Consider the following 22,632-nt stretch of genomic DNA (forward strand, 5'->3'; position numbering starts at 1 on the left):
TGTAGCAAGAAAGCGCTTTTTTGTCGCTAACCAATTGCTTGCCGGGATTATTGCGTCCCTTGCCGTTATCCATCAAACTAGCTGTTAGACGCCAAAACGAAGGAGAAGGTTGCGATGAAGACCGTTTATGGCCTTGACCTGCTCATGCCGGGGAATGCGCTGCCGGAAGAGTGCGCCCGAATCATCGAAGGGATAGTCGATGCCGTAACGCTGATCGATCGCCATGACGCGACGCTGTTCGCAGGCGGACCGGAAGACTGCGCGGAGATCGAACGCGTGGCCGCTAATTACGATGTCGGCTGCGAACGGGGAATATGGCTGCGGCTAGAAGAAGACTGGCAGACGAATGACCGGGTATTCTCGGATTATGGCTTGACCGCTCACGGTCATAACCGTTTCCTTGACCTTCAGCTTGCCGCGATCGTGAGCCTGGCCGCCGCTGACGGGTCGTCGGAGCTCGAGCCTGCGCTGGAATAGGCAGGCGAGCATGCCATCGCCGTAAATAAGCAAGACGACGGCCGACGCCTGCTTGCCGTCGACCGTCATCAGGTAGAACTTATGGCGGGCATCGCCCGCGCTTACCGCTGTTCGTTCGGCCTCGTCCGGACGTCCGCCGATTAAAGCAAATCCGCCGCCAGTTGGGCGAGCTTGGAACGCTCGCCTTTCTCCAGCGTCATGTGCCCGCTGACGCCCTCCTGCTTGAAGCGTTCCACGATATGCGTGAGCCCGTTGCTGATGGAATCGAGATACGGATGGTCGATTTGCTCCGGATCGCCCATCAGCACGATTTTGCTGCCTTCCCCGACGCGGGACACGATCGTTTTCACCTCGTGGCGGGTCAGGTTCTGCGCTTCGTCGACGATGATGAACTGCCCCGGAATGGAACGTCCCCGAATGTACGTGAGCGCTTCGACCTGAATGCTGCCGAGTCCCATCAGGATTTTATCGATGTCGCCCGACTTCTTCGTATCGAACAGAAACTCCAAATTATCGTAAATCGGCTGCATCCATGGACGCAGCTTCTCTTCTTTCTCGCCCGGTAAATACCCGATATCCTTGCCCATCGGCACGACGGGCCTCGCGATCAGCAGCTTTTTGTATTTGTGCTCATCCTCGACCTTCATCAGTCCCGCCGCTAGCGCCAGGAGCGTCTTGCCCGTTCCCGCCTTGCCTGTTAGGGTCACTAGCGGCACGTCGTCGTTCAGCAGCAGCTCCAGCGCCATCCGCTGCTGCGCGTTGCGGGCGGTAATGCCCCATACGGGATCGTTGCTTAAGTAAAGCGGCTCCAGTCTCGCGCCGTCCTGACTGACTTTCAAGAGCGCCGATTTCGAGGTACCCATCTCATCCCGCAGGATAATGAATTCATTGGGATGAAGCCGCGTGCTAAGCCCCAAGTTTTTGATCGTCAGAAACCGGTAGGTATAAAATTCGTCGATGACGGCAGGATGCACCTTTAACGTCAGATAGCCCGCGTAGACCTCGGACGGCGCCACGACTTGGTCGGACAAATAATCCTGCGCGTCGATGCCGAGCACGTCGGCCTTAATCCGCACGAGCACGTCTTTGCTGACGATGCTGACCGGCCGAGCCTCCCCTTTCTCCTGCTCTTCCAGATGGTAATTCAACGCAACCGCGAGAATGCGGTTATCGTTGGACATCTCGCCGAACATCTCCTGCACTCGGATGAAGCTCCGGTGGTTGAGTTCCACCTTGAGCACGCCTCCGTTTTCGAACACGATGCCTTCGTGCAAATGTCCGTTCTCCCTCAGATGATCGAGCAAACGGGACACATGCCTTGCGTTTCGGCCCAACTCGTCCGCGAGCCTTTTCTTCGAGTCGATTTCTTCCAACACCACCGCCGGGATAATGACCTCGTTGTCATCAAAGGCAAAGATCGCTTGCGGATCATGGAGCAATACATTGGTGTCGAGCACGAATATTTTTTTCATCGTGAGCCCTCCTGGCGTTGGAATTTCGTTCAAAGGCGTACATAGCGAACCCCGCTTTAAGGCAAACTAGGCTTGATCAAAAGAGGCAGACTTTAGAAAGGTTAGGTGGCGAATATGAGGAATTGGCTGGTTGTTCCCGCTATGCTCCTTTGTTTGCTGGCAGCTGGTTGCAATACCGTCGCCCGCAATGAGACATCACCCTCTCCGCAGAATGATAACCGCGTTCGCGCGCAGCAGAGCGCCCCGCAGAAGAAAACCATCAGCAATCCCAAGCAGGTCTCCGCGCATTTGGAGGATTTGGCGCGAGGCGTGCCGGGCGTCAAGGGCGCGCACTGCGTCGTGTTCAAAAATACGGCGGTCGTCGGCATCGACGTGGCCGGCAACGTAGACCGCTCGCGCGTCGGCACGATCAAGTACGCCGTCGCGGAAGCGCTTCGCAAGGATCCCTACGGCATTAACGCCATCGTGACCGCCGATATCGACCTCTCGCACCGGCTTACCGAGCTCGGAGCGGATATTCGGCGAGGCCGCCCGATCGCCGGCTTCGGCGAAGAGATGGCGGACATTATCGGACGGATCGTCCCGCAGATCCCCCGCGACGTGCAGCCCATGAAGGCCGAACCGACGACCCAGGCCAAACAAAAGCTCGATCATAAACCGTAAACCGCCAAGCTTTCCTTTCCACGAGAAGCCGTATAAGAACAGAAAAAGCCTAGTGAAATTTCACTAGGCTTTTCTCATGGCCGCAAACACTTGTACATCGAGTTTATCCGCGGCTCTTTGATCATACGTTTTCTCATATTCCGGTTTAGCGGACAAGCGCGCGCCGTAAAACATCGCATCGCGGACATCCGCGATGTCAATGTCGTAACAGACGAGCTTGAAGGGTACTGCTTCCAATGCTTCCGTGACGAGCCGTGCCGTGCCGTAGATCGTTTGAACGGTTCCCGGCGCAAACAACGTCACGCTTACTTCGGCTTTCGAAGCCATGTTCACCGATAGGAGAGAACGGCCGTCGATCGCGAATCGCAGCGTGGTGCGGTTGACCGCATAAATCCACGAGATTGCGCTGGACGTCGGGGATCCGCTGTCCGCGTCGATAGTGTGCAGAAGAACGAACGGTTCTCGGTTCAGCGCGCCATACAAATGGTCAGAGAGTACTGTGACGGGTTCGGTCAATCCGCATGCCCTCCTTGCTACAGTGTCATGAATGCTCCGATGCACCCATTATAGCATAGCCCCGATTGCTCTTCCACCGTCATTCAGCCAGTTTTGCGTCAAGCGCATCCTTCGCGGCTTGGAGCTTGGCATCGTCCAAATAGACGTACGGACTTTTCCATTCGCCCTCGAGCGGCATGAACGTGATATCGCCGGCGCTGATGCCGTAGTAGGTCTTCAGCAGGTTTTCGACTTCACCCGTCGGGATGTCCATTCTTAGGTTGTTGCCGACCGCCTTGATGACGCCGGCGATCTTCGGCACGCCGGACAACGATTTCAGCTTATCCGCGATCTGGCCGAGCACTTGGCTTTCGCGGCGATTGCGGTCGAAGTCGCTGGACATGTTCTTCCCGTCGTTGGATTTGCGGTAGCGGACGAAATCGAGCGCGTCGTCGCCATTCAGTTTCTGATGGCCTTTGGTCAAATCGATATCGGTGCCGTCCGCCTTGTCGACGTAATGCATGTCCATATCGACGTCGACCTCGACGCCGCCGATCGCGTCGACGACATCCGAGAACCCTTGGAAGTTAATCGTCGCGGTATAGTCGATCGGGATATCGAAAAATTTGCCGAACATCTTGCGCAGATCGACCTTCGCCTGCTGCTCGGCTACTTTGTCCTTTAACCCTTCGCGATGCTCCAACGCCAGGAAATTCGCATAATACGCATTCGCCTTGCGGATCTTATAACCGCTCAAGGCGATTCTGGAATCGCGCGGTATCGAGACGACCACCGCGGACTTCGTCTTCGGGTTAAGCGCCGCGATCATCATGACGTCCGTATTGAGCGTCTGCGTCTGCTCCCGCGAATCCATGCCCAGCAGCATGAGCGCGACCGGTTTGACCTTCACGGAATCCTCGGGAGCCACGACGACGCTCGGATCGGCATCCGTCGTGATGTCTTTCAGTGCATTTTTGGAAACATATACCAAGTAGCCCAGGTAGCCGGCGACTCCGACCAGCACGAGGAGAAAGAGAACCATGATGCGGCGCGGCCAGTAGTTTTTCTTTTTTTTCGGTCGAACGGCGTGCGTAGCCTTCCTTGACATGTTTTCCACCTTCGTCAGTTGTATTTCGGATTCTCGTTGATGTCGGCCAGCAGCTGCTCCGCGGCTTCGCGCGGATACATCTGCAGCTTCGAGCGGCCATCCTTGTCATACTTCAGATGGATCATCGTATCGTCCGTCTTATGAATGAGCAGGTTGGAGACGCCGTGATCTTCCGTCAGGATCTCGAGGAAAAAATCACGGGTGTCCGCGGCGGCGCGGTCTTGGGATCTGTCTTCGGCGACCAACTGAATTTGCAGCCAGTTGAACAAGGCATCCTCCAGGCGCACTCCGTCAGACCCCTTCCGCGTCGGATCTTCTGCCGCGTTTGGCTTTGATTCTGTCGTAGAGCTGTCTGCCCCGCAGCAACAGCATCATGAAGACGGCGACCGCCATGCATTGGATGATCGGCAGTTCGTCGTACTGAAGAACGAACAACACGAAAGCGCCGATGGCCATGATAACGTGAACCAGGATTTCTTTCAGGATCGGCAACCTTTTCTGCGCGCGGAACACCGCATTGAAAATGTAAATGGTGAACGCAAGAATCAGAATATACGTTAGGATGGGATGATCATGAAGCCAGTTTTGCATCCTGTCTCTACCTCCTTATCTTCTATATACATAGCATATTGCCGCCCTTGACGCAAACGGCAGGGCAACGAAGATCCCTTTCGGGAAATCCGCTGCCCTGCCTCCGTCAAGTCTTCGTCATTGGCGCTTCGGTACTAGCTTACACGCCTGCTTGGGCGGTTTTGCGTTGTTTCTCCGCGCGTTCGCGCTCGCTCTTGTTCAAGAGCTTCTTGCGCAGGCGGATCGATTTCGGCGTTACTTCGCAGTACTCGTCGTCGTTCAAATATTCCAGCGCCTGCTCCAAGGAGAACAGCACCGGCGTTTTCAAACGGACGGTATCGTCTTTACCCGAGGAACGAACGTTCGTCAGCGCTTTTTCTTTGCAGATGTTCACGATGATGTCGCTATCGCGGTTATGCTCGCCGACGATCATGCCTTCATATACATCCGTAGCGGGTTCCAGGAACAGCAGTCCGCGGTCTTCCACGCCGAGCATGCCGTAGAACGTCGTTACGCCGGTCTCGCTGGAGATCAATACGCCTTGATGACGGCCGCCGACGGAGGATCCTGCGAGCGGACCATAGCTGTCGAAGGCATGGTTCATGATGCCGTAACCGCGCGTGAGCGTCAGGAAGTTCGTGCGGTAGCCGATCAGGCCGCGCGCGGGAATGATGAACTCGATACGAACTTGACCGTTGCCGTTGTTGACCATGTTGACCATTTCGGCTTTGCGCGATCCCAAGCTCTCCATGACTGCACCCATGTTTTCTTCGGGGACGTCGATAAGCAGGCGCTCGTACGGCTCGCTCTTGACGCCGTCGATTTCTTTGACGATAACTTCAGGCTTGGATACTTGCATCTCGAAGCCTTCACGGCGCATGTTCTCGATCAGGATGCCGAGGTGAAGCTCGCCGCGGCCGGATACGACAAACGCGTCCGGGCTGTCGGTCTCGTCAACGCGAAGCGCGACGTCGGTCTCCAATTCTTTGAACAAACGCTCGCGAAGCTTACGGGAGGTGACCCATTTGCCTTCGCGTCCCGCGAACGGGCTATTGTTGACCAGGAACGTCATTTGCAGCGTCGGCTCGTCGATCTTCAGAACCGGCAAGGCTTCGGGGTTCGTCGGATCGGCGATCGTCTCGCCGATATTGATCTCGCGGATGCCCGCGATCGCGACGATATCGCCCGCGCCTGCTTCCTCGACTTCAATCCGCTTCAGACCTTGGAAGCCGAACAACTTCTCGATGCGGGCTTGCTTCGTTACGCCCTCGCGGTTAATGACCGCCACGGACTGGCCTTGGCGGATCTTGCCGCGGTTGACGCGTCCGACCGCGATACGGCCGAGGTATTCGTTATAATCGAGCAAGGTCACGAGGAATTGCAGCGGTTCTTCAACGCTTTCAGTCGGCGCGGGAATATGCTCGACGATCGTTTCGTAGAGCGCCTGCATGTTCTCGTCCTGCTTTTCCAAGTTCAGGCTTGCCGTGCCCATCAACGCGGATGCGTAGACGACCGGGAATTCCAGCTGCTCGTCGCTCGCGCCCAACTCGATAAACAGATCCAGCACCTCGTCGACGACTTGCTCCGGACTTGCGTTCGGACGGTCGATCTTGTTCAGGACGACGATCGGCGTCAATTTGCTTTCCAGCGCTTTGCGCAGCACGAATTTCGTTTGCGGCATGCAGCCTTCGAACGCGTCGACGACCAGCAACACGCCGTCGACCATTTTCATGATGCGTTCCACTTCTCCGCCGAAGTCGGCATGTCCCGGCGTATCCACGATGTTAATCAGGTAATCCTTGTAATTGACGGCCGTGTTCTTCGCCAAAATCGTAATGCCGCGTTCCCGCTCCAAATCGTTGGAATCCATGGCGCGCTCTTGGACCGTTTCATTGTCGCGGAACGTTCCGGATTGCTGGAGCAGTTTGTCAACGAGCGTAGTTTTACCGTGGTCGACGTGCGCGATGATGGCGATATTTCTAAGGTTCTCTCTGGCTTGCATGTAAGTTATCCACTCCACTTTTTATTTAGTCTGTTTTCTTTCGAACATTCTGAAACTTGTCAAACCTTTGCTTCCTTACCAACGGGCTTTCCGCCCGACGACCAGCCATGCGCCGACTGCGATCAGGAAGACGGCAATGACGTACAACCCCCAACCCCAAACTAGCATGATGATGAAAAACGCAACCGCCGCGAGCGCAAGGACGATCGCGAGCGTCAGCGGAAACTTCGGACGGTACGTGTCGAAGAGGTGATATTCGTACAATCCGGCAGCAACGCTGAGGATGATAAAAGGCCATACATAATGCATCTTGCCCCACCCAAGCGCCATGCAAAAGAAAAAAATAAAGGCGTTAATCGTCAAAATCGCTCCGGGAATCAATACGAACGGAGGCAATAATCGTCCGAAAAACAGCACGTGCAGCAAAATGCCGGGTATCAACAGAAAAAGCGGCCAGAAGTTTGTGCCGATAAACGCAAACAGCCCCAATTTTCCGAGCAAAATCACAGCGCCGGCGATCAAAAAAAGCAATCCGACGGTGTATTGATTTTTCGACATGCCTGATTTCCTTTCTCTCGACACTTTTTTAACATTACTAGTGTAATGGAACGGCAGGCAAAAAACCAGTGAAAGTAGTGCAAATTACTGAAAATTATAGGTTACGCCCCTTTTTTATTCGCAGCAAGGCCACAATGATGACCAGCGGCACGAAAAAGAGGGGGAGCGCCTTCGTCAGCACGGCCGCGTTTTCCGCCAATATCCGGTGGATAGCCGGATCATGGACGAGCATCTCTCCAGACGCGTAACCGAGCAGGCCGCCCCCGATATATACCAACGTAGGAAACTTGCGCAGCATGTTGCTGAGGAGCTGGCTGCCCCATATGATCATCGGGATACTGAGCAAGATGCCGAGCATAATAAGCACTGGCTCGCCCTGCGCGACGGCCGCGATGGCAAGCACGTTATCGAGGCTCATGATAAAATCCGCGATGACGATGGTCCGCACGGCGGCGGCGAGCGAACCGACTTTGCGCATGGCGTGGAATTCCTGGGCGTGATCCGAGGCGTCCATGATGAGCTTAACGGCGATTATGAACAAAAGCACGCTCCCGGCAGCCTGCAGATAAGGCACCTGCAGCAAGGACAAGGCGATCAGCGTGAGCGCGCAGCGCAGCCCGACCGCGGCCACGGCGCCCCACAGCACCGCTTTGCGCCGCTGCGACGGCGGCAGCTGCTGGCTTGCCAACGCTATGACGACGGCATTATCGCCGCTTAACAGCACGTTGATGAACATGATTTGAAGGAATACGATTAAGCTGTCCATTTTGGTTCGCCTCCTGCGAAGAAACGGGAACGATCGGGTCGTCGCCATTTTCTTGCTTTGAAATACACGCTCGGGTCGACGGGACGGCAAAACCGAAGCTTTTTCATCTTAGAAAGGTCCCGTCTATGAACGGTATGTCCCAGTTGGACAGCTTATGTTTGCGAATTTTTGAATCTTTTTCTTCCGGCGTCCGTATAACGAGAAAGTCAGGTTTCTCGCAATCAGAAAGGGTGTTGAACCAAACATGGAATTTTTCTCGCTTGAATTTCTTACCGCACTCGTGACGATTGTCTTTATCGATCTGATCCTCGCCGGCGACAATGCGATCGTCATCGGCCTCGCGGCAAGAAAGCTGCCGAAAGAGCAGCAGAAGAAAGCCGTCATCTGGGGCACGGTCGGCGCGGTCGGGATACGTGCCGTTGCGACGGTACTGGTCGTCTACCTCCTCCAAGTGCCATGGCTGATGGTCGCAGGGGGCGTCCTGCTGCTATGGATCGCCTACAAGCTGCTCGTGGATTCGGGGGATCACGGCGACATACAAGCCGGCAACACGTTGTGGCAGTCCATTCGCACCATCATCATCGCGGATGCCGCAATGGGCATCGACAATGTCATCGCCGTAGCCGGAGCGGGGCACGGAAGCATTCTGCTCGTCGTCCTGGGGTTGATCATCAGCATTCCGATCGTCGTCTGGGGCAGCACCTTGTTCATCAAGATCATCGGCCGCTATCCTTGGATCGTGTACATCGGTTCCGCCGTTATCGCCTATACCGCCGCCAAAATGATCACGCACGAGAAGCGGCTTGAAGATGTTTTCAATAGCAGCCCCGCTTTCGAATGGGCATTCATGATCCTGGTCGTCGTGGCCGTCATCGCTTTCGGTCTCCGCAAAAACGTCATGCGCGGCAAAACGTCGCGGATGGAGAAAAGCGGCGAAGCCCATTAATCCATTTGTCCAAAATAAATCCCGTTCATAAAAAAGAACGCCCTCCGCGCGGAGGGCGTTCTTTTTTAGCGATTCCAAGGATGCGATCGGGCTTTAGTGACCCATCATCATCGCCGCATCGGGTTGTTCCCCGCCGACGGTTTGATCCTCGGGTTTCATCTTCGGCTTGCGAAGGATCAAGGACAGGATAACGCCGACGGTCGCGATGCACGCGGACAGGAAGAACGTATCCCCGTATCCGGCGACTACGGCCGTCAGCGGATTGGCGTCCGCTGCAGCATCTGCCGAGTGGGAAGTGATCTGCGACGTCAGGTAGCCCGTCAGACCGGCGACGGCGAACGATACGACGACTTGCTGCGCCGCCGTGGTGAGCGGCGTCACGCGGCTGACCAGACGCCTTGGCGCCGAGTTCAACACATGCGTGTTGAGCGGCATCATCGAGAAGCCCATGCCGAGCCCCATCAAGCAGATCGAGAAGATAATCAGCCCAAGGCTGGTGTCGACCGATACGCCGGAAAGGATGTACAGCGCAACGGATACAGCGGCAAGTCCGCAGAAAGCAAGCGGCCTCGCGCCGATTTTATCGAACAAGCGGCCGCTGATCGGCATGCCGATCCCCGCGCACAGCGCTTGCGGCATCAAAATCCAGCCAGTCTCCAGCGCCGAATAGCCTTTGACGCCCTGCAAGTAAAGCGGCACGATCAGCATGGCGCCGAACAAAGCGAGCTGCACGATCCAGGTCAAAATGATGCTGCGCGTAAAGTCGGATGATTTGAACACCTTCAGTTCCAGAAGCGGCTGCTTCTGTCTCAGCTCGACGAAGATGAATGCGATCAGCGCGACGCCGCCGACGGCCAGACCCGTAATCGTGGACGTCGAAGACCAGCTCGTGCCGCCCTCGCTCACGCCGTAAGCCAGCATGGCAAACGCGATCGGAGCCAAACACATGCCGATGACGTCCAGATGAGGCGCCGTCTGGCGAACCGTCTTCGGCAAAAATCTGATACCTAAGATGAAGGCGATGATGCCGATCGGCAAGTTGATGATGAAGATCCAGTGCCAGCTGACGGAATCGACCAGCCAACCGGAGAGAACCGGACCGAATGCCGGCGCCATGAGCATCGGAATCCCGAGCATGCCCATGATGGAGCCGCGACGCTCGGCCGGCGCGAGTTTGAATACCATCGCCATCCCGATCGGAGCGACCATACCGCCGCCCAAGCCTTGAATAACGCGGAACAGGATGAGCTGCTCCGGCGTTTGCGCGATGCCGCACAAGACCGAACCGATCGTGAACAAAGCGATCGTGAGCAGGAAAATTTGCTTGGAACCGAATTTATCGGTTAGCCAACCTGCAAGCGGAATAACCGCGGATAATGCCAGCGTATAACCGGTGACCGTCCATTGGATGGTCTTGAGATCCGTATCGAAATATTCGACGAGCTTCGGAATCGCGTTATTCACGACCGTGCTGTCGAGAATAACCATGATCATGCCCACGATAATCGCAAGCAGCGGAGGAAGGATGGCTTTGAGCGAAAAATCGTCGCCGCCGCCCTTTTGCGGTGAAGTTTGTGTACGAGCGGACATAAGTGCCTCTGCTTTCTGCTCAGCGAGCATCATATTTGTTAAAATAATGATCCAGGAAGAAGTCGATCTGCTCTTCCACGGAAGCGGTGATTTGAAAACCTTGCGCTTCCAGCTTCTCGGGCTTGTTCGCGAAGCTGGCCTTGATGATGGGCGACAAAATCGCCGCGAACATTTGCTGGAACACCAGCAGAATCGTGTCCCGGCTGGACGGTCCGATGATTTCCGTCAACGTGGCGCCCAGCTTCTCGAATCCCTGGACCTTGAGAAACTCGGCATATTCCGTCTGGGATTCAAAAAAATGTTCCTGGCCGAGAAGCCGTTTGATCAGCTCCGGATGTTCCTGCAGCGAAGACGTGTAGGAAAGCATGAACTTCTTCAACCGCGCGAGCGGAGGCAGCTCCGTTTCGTCAAAAACGGAAAACGCGGCACGGAACGAATGCAACTGCAGCTTCAGCGTTTCGCTGATCAGCTTTTCTTTCGAGCCGAAGTAATAATTGACGAGCGCCACGTTCGCGCCCGCCAGTCCGGCGATCTTGCGAATCGTAACGCCGTCGAGGCCTTCGGCTTTAATCAACTCCAAAGTGGCGGCGAGAATTTTTTCTTTCGTCGAGGGAATCACTCCGATCCGTATCGTTAAACGATGTTTTAAACAATGATTTAAACAATGTTTAAAATATACTCCGACACGCCCCCACTTGTCAAATGAAAAGGAGCCGCGATGCGCTCATCCTTAAGATGAGTTCATGCGGCTCCCGCTATCCGAGTTAAAACCAGTCGTCTTGCCCAGCGGTTTCGACCGCGGTTCGCCAATCCGGCGTAATGGTCAGCGTTTCCGTCGTCGCGGCCGCCTGCTCGATCATCGCTTCGAGCGAAGCAATGCTTTCCTCAGCCTTCTCCACGACGCCGAGATTCGGATTCGTCGTCGGATTTTTCGGCACGAACAAGGTGCAGCAGTCCTCGAACGGCAAAATGGACGTTTCGTACGTACCGATGTTCCTGGCGATACGGATGATCTCGTTCTTGTCCATCGTCACGAGCGGCCTTAGGAGCGGCAGCTCCGTCGTGCGGCCGATGACGTTCATGCTGCTCAGCGTCTGGCTGGCGACTTGGCCCAGGCTGTCTCCCGTTACCAAGCCCAGCGCCTCGCGCTCCGCCGCCAGACGCTCGGCGATGCGGAGCATGGAGCGCCGCATCAGCGTAATGATGAGCGAATTGTGGTTGCTCTGCGCGATGGCGGTTTGGATATCGGTAAACGAGACGAGGTGCAGCTTGATCGAAGTCCCGGTGTAATGCGACAGCCGTCGTACCAGCTCGATCACTTTCTCCTTCGCCTGCTCGCTCGTGAACGGGAAGCTGTGATAATGGACGGCCTCCAGCTCCAAACCTTGCCGCATCGCCAAATACCCGGCCACGGGGCTGTCTATGCCCCCGGAGAGCAGCAGCAGCGCCTTTCCGTTCGTGCCGTAAGGGAAGCCGCCAGCGCCCGTTACGACGCTGCTGAAGACATAGGTCCCCTCCGGCTGGATCTCGACGCGGAGCTCGACCTCGGGCTCGCGCACGTTCACTTTAAGGCCCGGCAGCTCCCGCAGCACATGTCCGCCGACCAAATGGTTCATTTCCTGCGAATCATGCGGGAATTCCTTGTCCACGCGGCGCACGGACACTTTGAACGTCTCCGGCTGCTTCGGCAGCGCGCGCATCACGTCGAGCGCGGCGCTCCTGATCGCTTCGAGCTCGCTCACCGACCTGCGGATCGGGCTGAACGAAGCGATGCCGAAAATATCCTTCAGCTTGGGAGCCATCTCCTCGTAAGATTCGCCGTTCAGCACGATATAGATGCGACCGTAGGCGCGGGTGATTTCCGCGCGCGGAAACGCCGACAGCGCCTTTCTCACTTGCTCCGTCATCCGCTTGTCGAACCTCTCGCGGTTCTTGCCTTTTATGGTGAATTCGCCGAAACGAATCAATATCATATCCGGATTCATGCCGTCATCCCTCTTTTCGTTCCAGCGGTTTTAGTTGTTGCACGACCGTTTCCAGCGTTGCGCAAAGCCATTCGATCTCTTTATCCCCGTGCTCGTCCCCGAAGCTGATGCGTATGCCGCTCGATGCCCTATCCCGGGAAAGCCCCATCGCCAGCAGCACCCGGCTGGGCTCATCGCTCTTCGACGAGCAGGCGGATTTGGTGGAAGCCAGTATGCCGTGCTTCTCCAGCATATGGACGATGACCTCGGGTTTCATGCCGGGGTAGGAGAAATTCAGGATATTGGGAGCAGCCTGTCCGTCGATCCCGCTGTCCAAGCTTCCGTTGACCGCGAGCTCGGGCATGCCCGCAAGGCAGTCAAGCAGGCGTTTCCTCAGCGCATGCATCCGCTTCGCCCTAGCCGGCTGTCCTTCGACCGCAAGCCTGAACGCCTTGGCTGCGGCGACGATCGCCGGTACGTTTTCCGTACCGGGTCGCAGGTCCCTTTCCTGGCCGCCGCCGCTATATACCGGGGCGAGCTGAAAGCCCGAACGAATGTAGAGCAGCCCGACGCCCCTCGGCCCCCCTACCTTATGGGCGGATGCCGAGAAGAGGTCGATCCGGCTGCCCGCGAGATCGACCGGCACTTTGCCGACGCTCTGCACGCCGTCGACATGGAAAACGATATTGCCATGCCGCTTCAGCATGACGCCGATGTCCGCGATCGGCATGACCGATCCGACTTCGTTGTTCACGTGCATAATGCTCACGAACGACGTATCCCCGGTCAGCGCGGACTCCACGTCTGCGGCGGTTACCAGGCCCGTCCCGCTAGCCGGCAAGTACGTAACCGACCATCCTTCCCGCTCCAATTGCTTGCACGTATCGTACACGGAAGGATGCTCCACGGCTGACGTAATCAGATGCTTGCCTTTTCTGGCCATGCTCCTGGCCGCGCCGAGGATCGCCATGTTATTGCTCTCCGTACCGCCTGAGGTGAATATCCAGTCAGCGGCGTCGGTGCCCGCGAACGATCCGGCGACGACCGTTCTGGCCCGCTCCAGCAAGTTTCTCGCCTCTTGTCCGCCTCTGTGAAGCGAAGACGGGTTCGCGTAATGCTTGGCCATGATTTCGGCCATCGTCCGAATGACTTCTTCATGCGGCGGCGTCGAAGCGCAGTGATCGAAGTAATGCATGTTCGTGTTTCCTTTCGCGTTCGCGTTTCCTATTAGTATCGCATAGAAACGAAAAAGAGATCAACGGAAGAGCACCGAAGCCGGCATATGATGCTGCCGTTTCAGCCTGTTCCGCGATCTCCGATTACCCTGCGCATTGCTCTATGTCAAATACCCGGTTTGCGCGTTCAGCACTTTCGAAACGTATTGCTGCGTCTCTTCCGGCAACCGGTCCATCAGCGCCTGAAAATCGCCGTTCGTCTGAATGCCGGCGCGGTCTACGCGGCCGGGACCGGCGTTGTAAGCCGCCAAGGCGGCCTGTTCGTTGCCGCCGTATTTGCCCAGCAGGTAGGAAAGGAATTTGGTCCCGCCCTCGATGTTCTGCTGCGGATCGAACGAATCCGTCACGCCGAGACTGCGGGCGGTTCCGTCCATCAGCTGCATCAGCCCTTTGGCGCCGGCCGAGGATTCCGCGCTGGGGTTATAGGAAGATTCCGTATGTATGACGGCTTTGATCAGCGTCGGATCGATGCCGTATTTGGCGGCAGCCCGTTGAATGAGCCCTTCGTAGTCGGCCGAACCGCTGCCGCTATCCGCCGGTTGGGCATCGATCGCGCCCAGCATAGGGGCAAGCGCGTTCATGCCGCCGAACGACAGCAAGCCGGAATACGCGGACGGATCATCCGTCGCGGGATCGTTGCCCGATCCGCCGGCCATGTATTGCTGGAGCAGCGAGTCGAACATCGACGAGCCGTCCGTGCCGGATGTCGCGGACAATACGTTGTCGTTCCCGTTCAAGTCCAAGCTCGGCAGAAATTGAAGCTGAAGCAGCGATTTCATTATTCGTGGATCAATGCTCATCTCGTATGTTCGCCTCCATCATTTTCCGCTTTGTTTCGACAAGGTTTAACACTATTTTACAACTTGCCGCGCTTTTATGCCAGTGAGTCGTTAGACCCATGTCGAAGCCGATAAGAAAAGCCGGCGAAGCATTGTTCGCCGGCTCGACCATCAAGTTACCGCATAATAAAGAGGTACGAGGACCAGATAAGCCACGACCGCGATCATGCCGAGCACGATCGACGTAATACCGAAACCGCGAGCGCCCTGCCAGTATGCGATGAAGCCGACCACTACCGCGGTTGCGCCCAGTATGATTGGCCAAACGATCCAAGACATCACGGCCAAAATCAAGGCCGCCCAGCCTGTCGCGACGCCGGCGGACTTCGTCTTGCGAACGGCATCGTTCGTCAGCTTGTTGCTGGTTTGGTCCGGGTAATAATCCCGCATCGATGCGGGCGGAACGGCAATCTCGGCCGCCGATTCCTCATGATAAGCTTTCATGTCGGGATGGTACAGCGGATTCGCCGCCGAATCGTCATGAGAGCGGTGTTCCGATTTTTCCCGTGTATCCTGTTCGCCTTCGCGTTCCATTCGGCCTCACTCCTTTGCTTTAAAGGTATGGCAGCATGTGGACGCACTGTTCTCGGCTTTGTCTTGATGCATGTGGCCAAATCCTTCGTCTGCAAACTCGGACCCGAATTCAACCTCGGCATGGCGGTCGATATCGACCTGAATTGTGTCGGCGCCGCACGCATTGCCCTCTTTCCAGAAGGAGCAGTTCGCGACGCTGCAGCTTACGCCATTCGGCATAAAAATCACCCCCGGTATCAAGTTGCCCGTACCGGGGGTGAGTTATGTCTGCCTTATTTTTGCCCTTGCATGCGGCGCTGCGTCATGTAATCACTTTCGTAATAGGACAGGTCGTCCCGAAGCTCCTCGAACACTTTGGAGACGGACAAGACGATGTCGCGTCCAGCGCGAACCGGTTTCTTGCGGAAACGGATGGCATCTTGTCCCGTGTACGCGTAACGGCCGTCTTCGGAATAGCATTCGTTCTTCGGATAGAAAAACGCGTTGACGCATTGGTGGTACACTTCGTAAAGCGCTCTCTCCGCGAAGTCGGTATCGAAATTAGGCCGTCTTAGCGCAACGCCAAGCTTCTCGTACGCCACTTCGGAGAACACGAGCATATGACGAAGATCGGACAGCAATCCTTTATAGAAAAGCTCTGAGTCGTTTCCTTGGTCTTCAGCAATGAGCTGGGGTACGGCGTTTTCGTTCAGAAACGATTCCAGTTGGCTGATGGCAAGTTTTAATTTTTCTCGTGTAGATTCGCTAATCGCTTTGACGTTAGTCGAAGGCATGATTGGTAGATCCCCTTTCATCATCGCAAACAGTACTTAAATCATCAACATCGTACCACAAAATTGGAATAGATGGTACTCCGTCTTGATCCGGCCCGCCGTATATTTTCGCCCGGCGCACGTCACCCTAAAGCCAAGAAGAGATGGCTGGGTTTCATGACTTTCGCATCTTGCAGCGCCATTCAGGGAGGATTAGACGATATGACTCGACGTAAATGGATCGGTTGGTTTGCCGTATTCGCCGCGCTCGCTTTTCTTATTCCGCTTACCCCATGGTTCAGCGGACCGGCCAAAGCCCCGCAGAAGAACGCGCAGCTAAGCACGATGTCCGCGCACAAAGAACGCCAAATGAAGCTCGCCACGGTGAAATCCGACACGGATGCGACCGCGCTGCTCTGCACGACGGAATGCGCGCGCAATTTCCAGAAGCTGATTCGGCACGAAGCGGCTATGCCGATGAACAAGCAGCATCTCCGGCATATGATGAAAATGCACAAGCAGATGGTGTTCGTGTGGTGGCATCATCAGGACGGCAGCATCGCAGAAGGCGACAAGCCGAATTCGGCCAAGCTGGACGGATTGATCGGCGAGGCCAAAAGGCAGGTCATGGCCGGCAAAAATTACGCGTCCCCCGCGCTGCATGCGAACGGCCACCGATACATGGTCATCGGAGAAGCGGACCGGCAGCATCAAGGCGACGGCATCGTCGGCGTGCTGCTGCAGGACATCGTCATGAAGGTCGAAGGCCATCAGCGCCGCAACCTCCGCCTCGTGCCATATCCGGCCGAAGGCAAGTACAAGATCGAATCGGTCAAACCGAATTCCACGACCGATATCACGGTCGACAGCGGCGAAGATAACGGCAACGCCAGCCATTACCATATCAACGAAGTCGTCGTTCGGTTCAAGCAGCATCCGTCCGCCGACGAGATGGCCCGGATTCAGGAGGACATCAAGGCCACCTCCGCGAGAAAGCTCGGTTATACGTACGTATTCCGTTCGCGTGCCATGGAAGCCGACGACATGATGCGGTATTTCAAAAGCAACTGGAACGTCGCCTACGTCGAACCCCACTATCTCTATATGACCAACGACCTCCCCGGCGTCGGCATGGCAGCCGATCCGGATGCCGCGCTCACGCCGAACGACGCGCTGTACGCGCAATACCAGTGGAACCTGCCGGTCATCGAAGCGGAGAAGGGCTGGAGCGTGTCCAAGGGCAGCGATCAAGTGCGGATCGGCGTGCTGGATACGGGCGTGCAGGCGGATCATCCCGATTTGATCGGCAAAATCGACAAAGGCACCAACTTGGTCGACGAGACCGCCCCGCCCGACGACGACGTCGGCCATGGAACGCACGTATCCGGCATCATCGCGGCCTCCGTGAATAACGGCGAAGGCGTGGCGGGCCTGACCTGGTACAACAAAATCGTACCGATCAAGGTGCTCGATGCCTCCGGCGCCGGATCGACCTATTCCGTTGCCGAAGGCATCATCTGGGCAGCCGACCACGGCATCAAAGTGATCAATATGAGCCTCGGCAACTACGCCGAAGCCCAATTCCTGCACGATGCCATCAAATACGCCCATGACAAGGACGTCGTCCTCGTCGCGGCCAGCGGCAACGACAACACGAATCGGCCGGGTTATCCCGCCGCTTATCCGGAGGTGCTTGCGGTCGCCTCCACCAACGCGGACGGCACGCGCTCGCCGTTCTCCAATTACGGCGATTACATCGACGTCGCCGCGCCCGGCATGACAATCGCAAGCACCTATCCCGGCAGCCAGTACGCCGCGCTGTCCGGCACGTCGATGGCCAGCCCGCATGTCGCTGCGCTAGCCGGGCTCATACGCTCCATTAATCCCGGACTTACCAATGACGAGGTGATGGACATCATACGCAAATCGGCCAAGGATCTCGGCGACAAAGGCAAAGACAAGTATTTCGGTTACGGCCAGATCGACATCGACCGCGCGCTGTTGGCCGCCCGCCAATCCAACGTGTCCCTGCAGCAGTTTCCGCAGCAGGTCGAGCGCCGCCTCGAGCGGATCGCGCGCAAATACAGCTAGCTCAAGCCGGAATCCCGCATAAACGCGAAATAACCCGCAAGGCATAAAGCCTTGCGGGTTATTTGAGCATTTGGAAAGCTTGCCGTAAGCCGGGTTCTGTGCCTCGCGTGGTATGACGGGAACTACCCTCCCACTTATGAAGCGACAATCATCTATCTAGGCCGTTCATTGCTGAGCAGCTCAAGCGACCAACCCGAACGAGCCCCGGGCAGGGGTGCAGCGCGAAGCTGCTTCGTTCTCTCGGTCTTGCTCCAGATGGGGTTTACCAGCACCGTTGTCACCAACGGTCCTCGTGGTCTCTTACACCACGGTTCCACCCTTGCCTGTGCCGCGCCTAAGCACGGCCATCGGCGGTCCATTTCTGTGGCACTATCCTTCGGCTCGCGCCGACTGGACGTTATCCAGCATCTTTGCCCTACGGAGCCCGGACTTTCCTCTCGCGGCAACAAGGCCGCCAGCGATTGTCTGTCAAACTTTCCGTGTAATCAACAGTATACTAAGAACCGGGCCAAACCTCAAGGCGGAAAAGCCGATTGGGTTGCCTTTTCTGCATTCGGACAGAAAATAGGCCGGTTCCAAAGCATGTTGCTCTCCGTCCCCTATAGAAATTGGAAGGGTTCCGTATCGATTTGCGAGGCAATCGTTTCCGTCGCGTACTTGCGCTGAATCAGCTCTTGGCGAAGCCATTCGGCGAGGCGCGGCTTCATGAGTTTCTCGATATTATGGCCGGGATCGATGATCGCGAGACCCGCGGCCAACGCGTCATGGGCCGTGTGGTAATCGATATCGCCCGTGACGAGCACGTCGGCTCCGGCAAAGGACGCATGCCGGATGTACCGCGAGCCGGAACCGCCGAGCACGGCTACCTTGCGTACCGGCCGCTCCGGGTCGCCGACCAGGCGCAGCATCGGCACGTCGAAGGCAGCCTTTGCTCTGGCCGCGAGCTCGCCCAGCGTAACCGGCTGCGGCAGCTTGCCGACGCGGCCCAGGCCGAAGACGCGGCCCTTCAGCTCGACGGGATAGAGGTCGTACGCCACTTCCTCGTAGGGATGCGCCTTCAGCATCGCCTGCACGACTTTGCGGTGAGCGCTGTGAGGCACGATCGTCTCGACCCTGACTTCCTTGACGCGCTCCAAGCGTCCCGTCTCGCCGATGAACGGATTCGCTCCATCGCCCGGCTTGAACGTCCCCGTGCCCTCGATATTGAAGCTGCAGTGGCTGTAGCCGCCGATTTGACCGGCCCCGGCATTCCAGACCGCCTGCAGCACCTGCTCGTGATGCGTCTCCGGAACGAATACGACGAGCTTGAGCAGCTTGTCCGTATGCACGTCCTCCAGCGAAGCGCGTCCTTCCGCCGGCAAGCCGAGCATGTCCGCCATCCAATCGTTGATCCCGCCGTCGGCCACGTCGAGATTGGTGTGCGCGATATAGACGGCAATATCGTGCTTGATCAGCTTCTCGTACAGCTTGCCGGCTGGCGTCGACGTATCGAGCTTCGCGAGCGGCCGGTAAATGATCGCATGATGCGCCACGATCAATTCCGCGCCGGCGGCGATCGCTTCGTCCACTACCTCGGGCGTGACGTCCAGCGCGACGAGCACGTTGGTCACTTCCTTCTGAAGCGTGCCGAGCTGAAGGCCGATCTTGTCGTTTTCCATGGCGATATGCTTCGGCGCCAGCTGCTCTAGGAGCTGGACGACGGTTTGGCCGTTCGCAAACATGACAGCACCTCCTCGATGGCGTTCATTTCCTTGCGCAGCTGCGCTTCTTTCTCCCGCGATTCCGGGAGCTCGGATTGCGCCAGCTGCGCGCAGATTCGCTCCAGCTTGGCGTATTCATGACGCCATTTGCCGTGCAGCAATTCTTCCCGCTGCCTAAGCAGGTAAGGCCCCATGCGGTACAGCCAATCCCGCTTCTCGGATTCGCCCAGTTGGACGGGCAAGAAGGACGGATCGTACAGCCGCTCGTTCGTCACGTCCACGGGACTGTCGGACTCCCGCAGCGCATGGAGCACCTCGTAGAGCTTTCCGTCCTCTTCGAGCAGCGATTCGCTTTGCAGCACGTACCCCTGCTCCGCCAGCCATCTGCGGACGATCTCCTCGCCGACGTTCGGCTGCAGCACCAATTCCCTGACGCCTTTCAGCTTGCCCGCTTGGCGTCCCGTCTCCAGGATCTCCGCCATCAGGCTTCCGCCCATGCCCGCGATCGTGACGGTATCCGCCTCGCCCGGCTCCAGCACGGCCAGTCCGTTTCCTTGCCTGGCCGCGATGGCCTTCGTCAGTCCCGCCTCGGCAATCTGTTTCCTGGCAGCCTGAAGCGGTCCAATGTTCAGTTCTCCGGCGATTGCCGACGGGCATTTGCCGGCTTGCAGCAGGTATACCGGCAGCAGCGCATGGTCGGAACCGATATCCGCCGCGCGCGAGCCTGCCGTTACCCGATCCGCGATCGTCTGTAATCGTTTTGAAAGCTTTATCATGTCTAAGCAACCCACGCAATCCATTGTTTTCGAAGCGAGAAGAGCAGTGCGCCCCCCGCGATAATTTTTACGATCAACGCCAGCTGGATGCCGCTCATGCTGTACGCGAACAACGCCGCGTACAGCTCGGGCATGAACCAAGCCAACGCGCCGGCGATGAACAGGATCGAAGCCGCCGGCTTCGTCCACCGCTGGACGAACCAGCTGCACCAGCCGAATACGAACGATACCGGCAGCCAGTAAAGCTGGATCTCGTACCATGCCGGCGATTCCGTATTGTTCGCCAGCAGCCATGCATAGACGAGGAAGGAAGCCATCCATCCGCATAGATGCAACAGCGGAATTCTAGCTCCGATGCCGAACGCGACCCAGGTGAGCGCGCAGAACGACAGCAGGCCAGATTTCCACCCCCACGCTTCCAATTCGTGCAGCTGCAGCATATACAGTCCCGAACCCAGCATGAGGAGCATGCCGGCGCCGATAAAACCTAGGCCTACGGATTCATTTTTATTCCGATACTTTTGACCTATAAGCAGCAGGGCATATACGCCCGTCATCGACAGCGCAATTTGCAATAGCGGATGAAAAACGTTAAAATAAAGAACAACAAAACAAATCAAGGAAAAAATTCCAAATGTAAGGAGCCATTGCTTCGCCGAAGCTCCTTTGACTACAATCGCCGCTCGTCCCGTAAACGAAGACGGAGCCCGGGTCTCCCTTTCGTCCAAATACAGATTCAGCAGGAAGTCGCAATATTGCTCGGGCAGCAGCTTCGAGCGCTGCCAATGCTCGATTTCTTTGACAATCGTTTTCCGGCGTTCCTGATCCATGTCGGCTTGTGGTCCCTCTCTCCAGGCGTCATGATGGCGTAAGTAAGAAGAATCGGCAATGCTCCGCACTTCCAAAAAAGACCTTGCTGCTTAACGCAGTAAGGTCCAGATGGTTATTCAAGAAAATCTTTGAGCCGTTTGCTGCGGGACGGATGACGCAGCTTGCGCAGCGCTTTCGCCTCGATTTGACGAATCCGCTCCCGGGTGACGCCGAACACTTTACCGACTTCCTCCAGCGTGCGCGTACGGCCGTCATCTAGCCCGAACCGAAGACGAAGCACGTTTTCTTCACGCTCCGTGAGCGTATCGAGCACGTCCTCCAGCTGTTCCTTCAAGAGCTCGTACGCGGCGGCATCCGCCGGCGCGAGCGCCTCCTGATCTTCGATAAAATCGCCCAAATGCGAGTCGTCTTCTTCCCCGATCGGCGTTTCGAGCGATACTGGCTCCTGCGCAATCTTCATGATTTCCCGAACCTTCTCGGTACTCAGATCCATCTCGGCCGCAATTTCTTCCGGGCTCGGCTCGCGACCCAGCTCCTGAAGCAGTTGACGGGATACACGTACGAGCTTGTTGATCGTTTCGACCATGTGGACCGGGATCCGAATCGTGCGCGCTTGGTCCGCGATCGCGCGGGTGATCGCTTGTCTGATCCACCATGTCGCATACGTGCTGAACTTATAGCCCTTCGTATGGTCGAACTTCTCGACGGCTTTGATCAGACCCATATTGCCCTCTTGAATCAAGTCCAAGAACAGCATGCCGCGGCCCACGTAACGCTTGGCAATGCTGACGACGAGCCGGAGATTCGCTTCGGCCAGCCTGCGCTTGGCTTCTTCGTCGCCATGCTCGATCCGCTTAGCCAGCTCCACTTCGTCGTCTGCCGACAACAACGGCACCCGGCCGATTTCCTTCAGGTACATCCGAACCGGATCGTTTATTTTGATGCCGGGCGGGAGCGCCAAGTCATCGTCGAAGTTGAAGTCGTCTTGTTCGCGCTCCTGATCGTCCCTGTTGCCAATCGGAAGATCCTCGTCGTTCTCGTTCACTACTTCAATGCCGATATCGTCAAGCTGCTCGAAGAATTCGTCGATTTGTTCCGGATCCTGATCAAACGGTGAAAGCTTCTCCATGATTTCTTTGTAGGTTAAGGAGGATCTCTTCTTCCCGTGTTCGATCAGCTGTTCTTTGACGAGCTCCAGCTTTTGTTCGGTATCCAATTCAGTATGTTGATCATTCGCCATATTCCGACTCCCTCCTCCCTAGA

Annotated in this window: 24 protein-coding genes and 1 other RNA gene; 4 read left to right on the forward strand and 21 right to left on the reverse strand. The window is 56.8% G+C overall.

Annotation, left to right across the window (positions count from 1 at the left end; all coding sequences use genetic code 11):
• Positions 1-114 precede the first annotated feature (114 nt).
• Positions 115-477 carry a hypothetical protein gene (locus AC50YL_RS03250; RefSeq protein ID WP_494829253.1) on the forward strand — a complete coding sequence of 121 codons (363 nt, stop codon included), beginning with the start codon at positions 115-117 and terminating at the stop codon, positions 475-477.
• A 140-nt stretch (positions 478-617) separates the two neighbouring features.
• Here AC50YL_RS03250 and AC50YL_RS03255 read toward each other — a convergent pair whose 3' ends face one another.
• Positions 618-1,949: a PhoH family protein gene (locus AC50YL_RS03255; protein WP_494829254.1), complete on the reverse strand. Its 1,332-nt coding sequence runs from the start codon at positions 1,947-1,949 to the stop codon at positions 618-620.
• Between the two features lie 114 nt (positions 1,950-2,063).
• On the opposite strand from AC50YL_RS03255, the gene AC50YL_RS03260 reads away from it, so the two are divergent.
• A complete protein-coding gene (locus AC50YL_RS03260; RefSeq protein WP_494829255.1) occupies positions 2,064-2,612 on the forward strand; it encodes a YhcN/YlaJ family sporulation lipoprotein in 549 nt (182 codons plus the stop codon).
• A gap of 63 nt (positions 2,613-2,675) precedes the next feature.
• On the opposite strand, the gene AC50YL_RS03265 is transcribed toward AC50YL_RS03260, so the two are convergent.
• From AC50YL_RS03265 to AC50YL_RS03295, 7 genes are all read right to left on the reverse strand, one after another.
• On the reverse strand, positions 2,676-3,128 hold the full coding sequence (locus tag AC50YL_RS03265) for a PNPOx family protein (RefSeq protein WP_494829257.1): 453 nt from the start codon (positions 3,126-3,128) through the stop codon (positions 2,676-2,678).
• A 79-nt stretch (positions 3,129-3,207) separates the two neighbouring features.
• Positions 3,208-4,215 (reverse strand): LCP family protein, encoded by a 1,008-nt coding sequence (locus tag AC50YL_RS03270; protein ID WP_494829258.1) that lies wholly within the window; start codon positions 4,213-4,215, stop codon positions 3,208-3,210.
• Positions 4,216-4,229: 14 nt separating this feature from the next.
• Positions 4,230-4,502, reverse strand: a complete 273-nt coding sequence (locus tag AC50YL_RS03275; protein WP_494829260.1) for a hypothetical protein — start codon at positions 4,500-4,502, stop codon at positions 4,230-4,232.
• A gap of 4 nt (positions 4,503-4,506) precedes the next feature.
• The gene (locus AC50YL_RS03280; protein ID WP_161740993.1) at positions 4,507-4,806 is read right to left on the reverse strand and encodes a YlaH-like family protein; all 300 of its coding nucleotides are present in this window, start codon (positions 4,804-4,806) and stop codon (positions 4,507-4,509) included.
• 139 nt (positions 4,807-4,945) lie between these two features.
• Positions 4,946-6,787 (reverse strand): translational GTPase TypA, encoded by a 1,842-nt coding sequence (typA, locus tag AC50YL_RS03285; protein WP_494829262.1) that lies wholly within the window; start codon positions 6,785-6,787, stop codon positions 4,946-4,948.
• Positions 6,788-6,862: 75 nt separating this feature from the next.
• Positions 6,863-7,345, reverse strand: a complete 483-nt coding sequence (locus tag AC50YL_RS03290; RefSeq protein ID WP_161740997.1) for a hypothetical protein — start codon at positions 7,343-7,345, stop codon at positions 6,863-6,865.
• 94 nt (positions 7,346-7,439) lie between these two features.
• A complete protein-coding gene (locus tag AC50YL_RS03295) occupies positions 7,440-8,111 on the reverse strand; it encodes a TerC family protein (protein WP_494829263.1) in 672 nt (223 codons plus the stop codon).
• Positions 8,112-8,355: 244 nt separating this feature from the next.
• Here AC50YL_RS03295 and AC50YL_RS03300 point away from each other — a divergent pair, with 244 nt between their 5' ends.
• A complete protein-coding gene (locus AC50YL_RS03300) occupies positions 8,356-9,057 on the forward strand; it encodes a TerC family protein (RefSeq protein WP_494829265.1) in 702 nt (233 codons plus the stop codon).
• Between the two features lie 93 nt (positions 9,058-9,150).
• Here the strand turns inward: AC50YL_RS03300 and AC50YL_RS03305 are convergent, their stop codons facing one another.
• From AC50YL_RS03305 to AC50YL_RS03340, 8 genes are all read right to left on the reverse strand, one after another.
• Positions 9,151-10,647, reverse strand: a complete 1,497-nt coding sequence (locus tag AC50YL_RS03305; protein WP_494829267.1) for an MDR family MFS transporter — start codon at positions 10,645-10,647, stop codon at positions 9,151-9,153.
• A gap of 19 nt (positions 10,648-10,666) precedes the next feature.
• Positions 10,667-11,266 carry a TetR/AcrR family transcriptional regulator gene (locus AC50YL_RS03310; protein ID WP_494829269.1) on the reverse strand — a complete coding sequence of 200 codons (600 nt, stop codon included), beginning with the start codon at positions 11,264-11,266 and terminating at the stop codon, positions 10,667-10,669.
• 145 nt (positions 11,267-11,411) lie between these two features.
• A complete protein-coding gene (gene thiI / locus AC50YL_RS03315) occupies positions 11,412-12,632 on the reverse strand; it encodes a tRNA uracil 4-sulfurtransferase ThiI (protein WP_494829271.1) in 1,221 nt (406 codons plus the stop codon).
• Between the two features lie 4 nt (positions 12,633-12,636).
• On the reverse strand, positions 12,637-13,806 hold the full coding sequence (locus AC50YL_RS03320) for a cysteine desulfurase family protein (protein WP_494829272.1): 1,170 nt from the start codon (positions 13,804-13,806) through the stop codon (positions 12,637-12,639).
• A 141-nt stretch (positions 13,807-13,947) separates the two neighbouring features.
• Positions 13,948-14,646 (reverse strand): lytic transglycosylase domain-containing protein, encoded by a 699-nt coding sequence (locus AC50YL_RS03325; protein ID WP_494829274.1) that lies wholly within the window; start codon positions 14,644-14,646, stop codon positions 13,948-13,950.
• 150 nt (positions 14,647-14,796) lie between these two features.
• On the reverse strand, positions 14,797-15,219 hold the full coding sequence (locus AC50YL_RS03330; protein WP_494829276.1) for a hypothetical protein: 423 nt from the start codon (positions 15,217-15,219) through the stop codon (positions 14,797-14,799).
• A 6-nt stretch (positions 15,220-15,225) separates the two neighbouring features.
• Entirely contained in the window at positions 15,226-15,438 is a 213-nt protein-coding gene (locus AC50YL_RS03335; protein WP_494829278.1) for a DUF1540 domain-containing protein, read from the reverse strand.
• Between the two features lie 53 nt (positions 15,439-15,491).
• Entirely contained in the window at positions 15,492-15,992 is a 501-nt protein-coding gene (locus AC50YL_RS03340) for a YpuI family protein (RefSeq protein WP_494829279.1), read from the reverse strand.
• A gap of 201 nt (positions 15,993-16,193) precedes the next feature.
• Here AC50YL_RS03340 and AC50YL_RS03345 point away from each other — a divergent pair, with 201 nt between their 5' ends.
• Positions 16,194-18,062, forward strand: coding sequence for a S8 family peptidase (locus AC50YL_RS03345; RefSeq protein WP_494829280.1), 1,869 nt, complete (start codon positions 16,194-16,196; stop codon positions 18,060-18,062).
• Positions 18,063-18,132: 70 nt separating this feature from the next.
• On the opposite strand, the gene rnpB is transcribed toward AC50YL_RS03345, so the two are convergent.
• The 5 genes from rnpB to rpoD all read right to left on the reverse strand — a co-directional run bounded on the left by rnpB (position 18,133) and on the right by rpoD (position 22,609).
• An RNA gene (gene rnpB, locus AC50YL_RS03350) (RNase P RNA component class A) lies at positions 18,133-18,539 on the reverse strand.
• A gap of 122 nt (positions 18,540-18,661) precedes the next feature.
• Positions 18,662-19,783, reverse strand: coding sequence for a Nif3-like dinuclear metal center hexameric protein (locus AC50YL_RS03355; RefSeq protein WP_494829282.1), 1,122 nt, complete (start codon positions 19,781-19,783; stop codon positions 18,662-18,664).
• Positions 19,747-20,538, reverse strand: a complete 792-nt coding sequence (locus tag AC50YL_RS03360; protein ID WP_494829284.1) for a tRNA (adenine(22)-N(1))-methyltransferase — start codon at positions 20,536-20,538, stop codon at positions 19,747-19,749. Before AC50YL_RS03360 ends, AC50YL_RS03355 begins: the two co-directional genes overlap by 37 nt.
• Positions 20,539-20,540: 2 nt before the next feature.
• The gene (locus tag AC50YL_RS03365; RefSeq protein WP_494829285.1) at positions 20,541-21,368 is read right to left on the reverse strand and encodes a hypothetical protein; all 828 of its coding nucleotides are present in this window, start codon (positions 21,366-21,368) and stop codon (positions 20,541-20,543) included.
• A 113-nt stretch (positions 21,369-21,481) separates the two neighbouring features.
• Positions 21,482-22,609: an RNA polymerase sigma factor RpoD gene (rpoD, locus tag AC50YL_RS03370; RefSeq protein ID WP_161741028.1), complete on the reverse strand. Its 1,128-nt coding sequence runs from the start codon at positions 22,607-22,609 to the stop codon at positions 21,482-21,484.
• Positions 22,610-22,632: the final 23 nt, after the last annotated feature.

The sequence above is a fragment of the Paenibacillus sp. J22P277 genome (assembly GCF_059383675.1).